The 2,452-nt window shown below is 62.7% G+C and carries 2 protein-coding genes; one reads left to right on the top strand and one right to left on the bottom strand.

Going from position 1 to position 2,452, the window contains the following annotated elements; genetic code table 11:
• Positions 1–178: 178 nt before the first annotated feature.
• Complete coding sequence (locus tag WBV42_RS14380; protein WP_423986641.1) at positions 179–1,447, bottom strand: macrolide family glycosyltransferase; 1,269 nt, start codon at positions 1,445–1,447, stop codon at positions 179–181.
• Between the two features lie 131 nt (positions 1,448–1,578).
• On the opposite strand from WBV42_RS14380, the gene WBV42_RS14375 reads away from it, so the two are divergent.
• Positions 1,579–2,452, top strand: an 874-nt coding sequence (locus WBV42_RS14375; protein ID WP_423986640.1) for a hypothetical protein, incomplete at its 3' end; no start/stop codon positions are given.

Genomic DNA, 2,452 nt, shown 5'->3' with positions numbered 1-2,452 from the left:
CGAGATGGGAACTGAACATCGTGCGCCACCTGTTGCGTCGCCACGGAATCGAACGAACCTACGAGAACTGACGGACCGGTCTTCAGGGTGACTGTACGAGGGTTCGAGAAATCGGTCTCTATTTCGATGTCTCACAACGGTTGTTACGCCCACTCGTGCGTCGCCGACGCGACACCGATCAGCCTTCGGTGAGTTGGGGTGCCGTTCCCGGTTCTTCGATGGTATCGGCCGCCCGTTCAGCACCGCCAGCGGACCGAGCCGACACATTGAACTCCTCGATAGCTTCGTGATACGGTTCGGCCGTGATCGAGTCGGCGGCGTCGCGGACCGCCGCGGCCGTTACCTCCTCGTCCTCGAGGACGACGCCGACCCCGAGGGAACTGACCCGCTCGGCGACGAGATGCTGATCGGCCATATGTGGGACGACGACCGTCGGCGTGCCGAACGATAGCGACTCCATCGTCGAGTTCATCCCGCCGTGGGTGACGAACGCGTCGACGCGGTCGAGCACGTCGAGTTGCGGGACGCGTGAGCGGACGTGGACGTTCTCCGGACTCTCGGCATCGAGGCGGTCGGCATCGGTCTTCGCCTTGAGGACGACCTCCCATTCGCCGTCGTCGAAGGCATCGAAGCAGGCGCGGAAGAAGTCGTCGTCCCCACGGATGACGGTCCCGAGGGAAACGTACACCGACCGGCGCTCGGCGAGGCGGTCGAGCGGAAGGTCGGCGTCGCGCTGTTCGCCACCGTCGCGCACCATCGGGCCGACGAAAACGTGATCGTCGCCAAACGACGCCGCATCGGGCTGAAATTCGCGGGTCAACGGAACCAGCGCGCGGTCGGTATCCGCGACGAAGAAGTCGCTCCGGTCGGGGTCTTCGATGCCGACGTCGGTCAGTAGCTCCAGAATCTCGCCGGAGAATCCGGGTTCGTCGTCGTCGAACGAACGGACGTTCTCAATCAACGGCGACCCCTCCCGCATGGCGAAACTCGTGTTGAACGACACCGTCGGAGCGTCGAGTTCGTTCGCCACGACACGACCCCACAGGCACATCGGGTCGGTAACCACGCGGTCGACGTCGTCCCTGGCGACGCGGTCGACGAGCGGCGGGGCGTAATCGAGCGTCTCGGACATGAAACGGACGAGGCGTTCGCGGCGCGAACCCTGATCGTCGTCGGTCGGGTTCACGCCCGGTTTCCCGTCGTCGTTCATCCGACTCATCAAGTCGAACTCCTCGCCGAGACGCTCGAACGTCGCGCCGGTCGGTTCGACCACGTCCGCGAACCGTTCGGGCAGGTAATACGTGACTTCGTGACCGCGACCGACGAGTTCGCGTGCCGTCCGCAGCGTCGGGTTGACGTGACCATACGCAGGAAGCGGGAAGATGCCGACGTGAAGCGTGGGCTCGACGGTTCGACGTTCGGACTCGGACGTTTCGATTCGATGCATTTGGTTGGAGTTCGGCTCCCACCCGGTTCTTTCTTTCGATAAGTCGAATAACAAAATTATAGTTCCTGAACGTCACGGAGTCCGTCGAATTGGACAAAGAACGACATGGGTACGCGTTGTGCTCTACACGGATGGTATCCAATCGTCGCACGCTCCTGAAGGCACTCGGATTCGGTGCGTCTGGCTCCCGATTCGGATTCGATACGAATCGACCGGCCGAACGGCCGCTCCTCGCCACGTCGATACCCAACGAAGGGGCGAAGAAAGGAAACACCTCGCCGAGTAGAACGACGTTTGGGCCGCCCGCCGACGTGGGTGACGGAGTGATTCGAACGTTCGTCACGAGCGCGCAGTCAGGGAAGCCACTGTCCGTCGGCGTCCGGTTCACCGCCGAGGTGTTGAGCGGATTGCCGACGGCGACGACAGACGGTACGTGGGAGATTCCGGACGGGAAGACACCGTGCTGCGGGCACGAAACCATCCTCGCGTTCCCGGAAGGAGGGAAGACGATACCGTTCCGGTGGTTCATGCTGAACTGGAATCCGGACGGTCATCCGCCGCCGGACGTCTATTCCGTCCCTCACTTCGATTTCCACTTCTATCTGATGCCGCGGGCGAAACGTGACGAGATCGAGAACGGATACTGCCCGGAGGCATCCACTGCGGTCACCTGTGAAACGTTGGAGCGGGGGACGGAACCGTTGCCACTGCGCCAGCGGCCGCCGGAGTACGAATCCCTCAGTGCCGTCGAACCGGGGATGGGGAACCACCTGATGGACCGGACCGCGCCGGAGTTCAACGGCGAACCGTTCACCCATACGTTCCTCTGGGGGACGTTCGACGGAGAGCTGATCTTCTTCGAGCCGATGGTCACGCGGTCGTTCCTCCGTGATCTCTGTACCGAAATTCGTGTCCCGATAGAACTGCCGTCCGCGTTTCCCGAACCGGGGTGGTATCCGACCGAGTACGCGCTCCGGTACTTCGGCGACCGGGAGACGTATTCGG

It is taken from the genome of Haladaptatus sp. (genome assembly GCF_049589095.1).
Classification (GTDB): Archaea; Halobacteriota; Halobacteria; order Halobacteriales; family Haladaptataceae; genus Haladaptatus.
The sequence above is the reverse complement of the archived record's forward strand: the minus strand, read 5'-3'. Positions and strand labels throughout refer to the sequence as shown.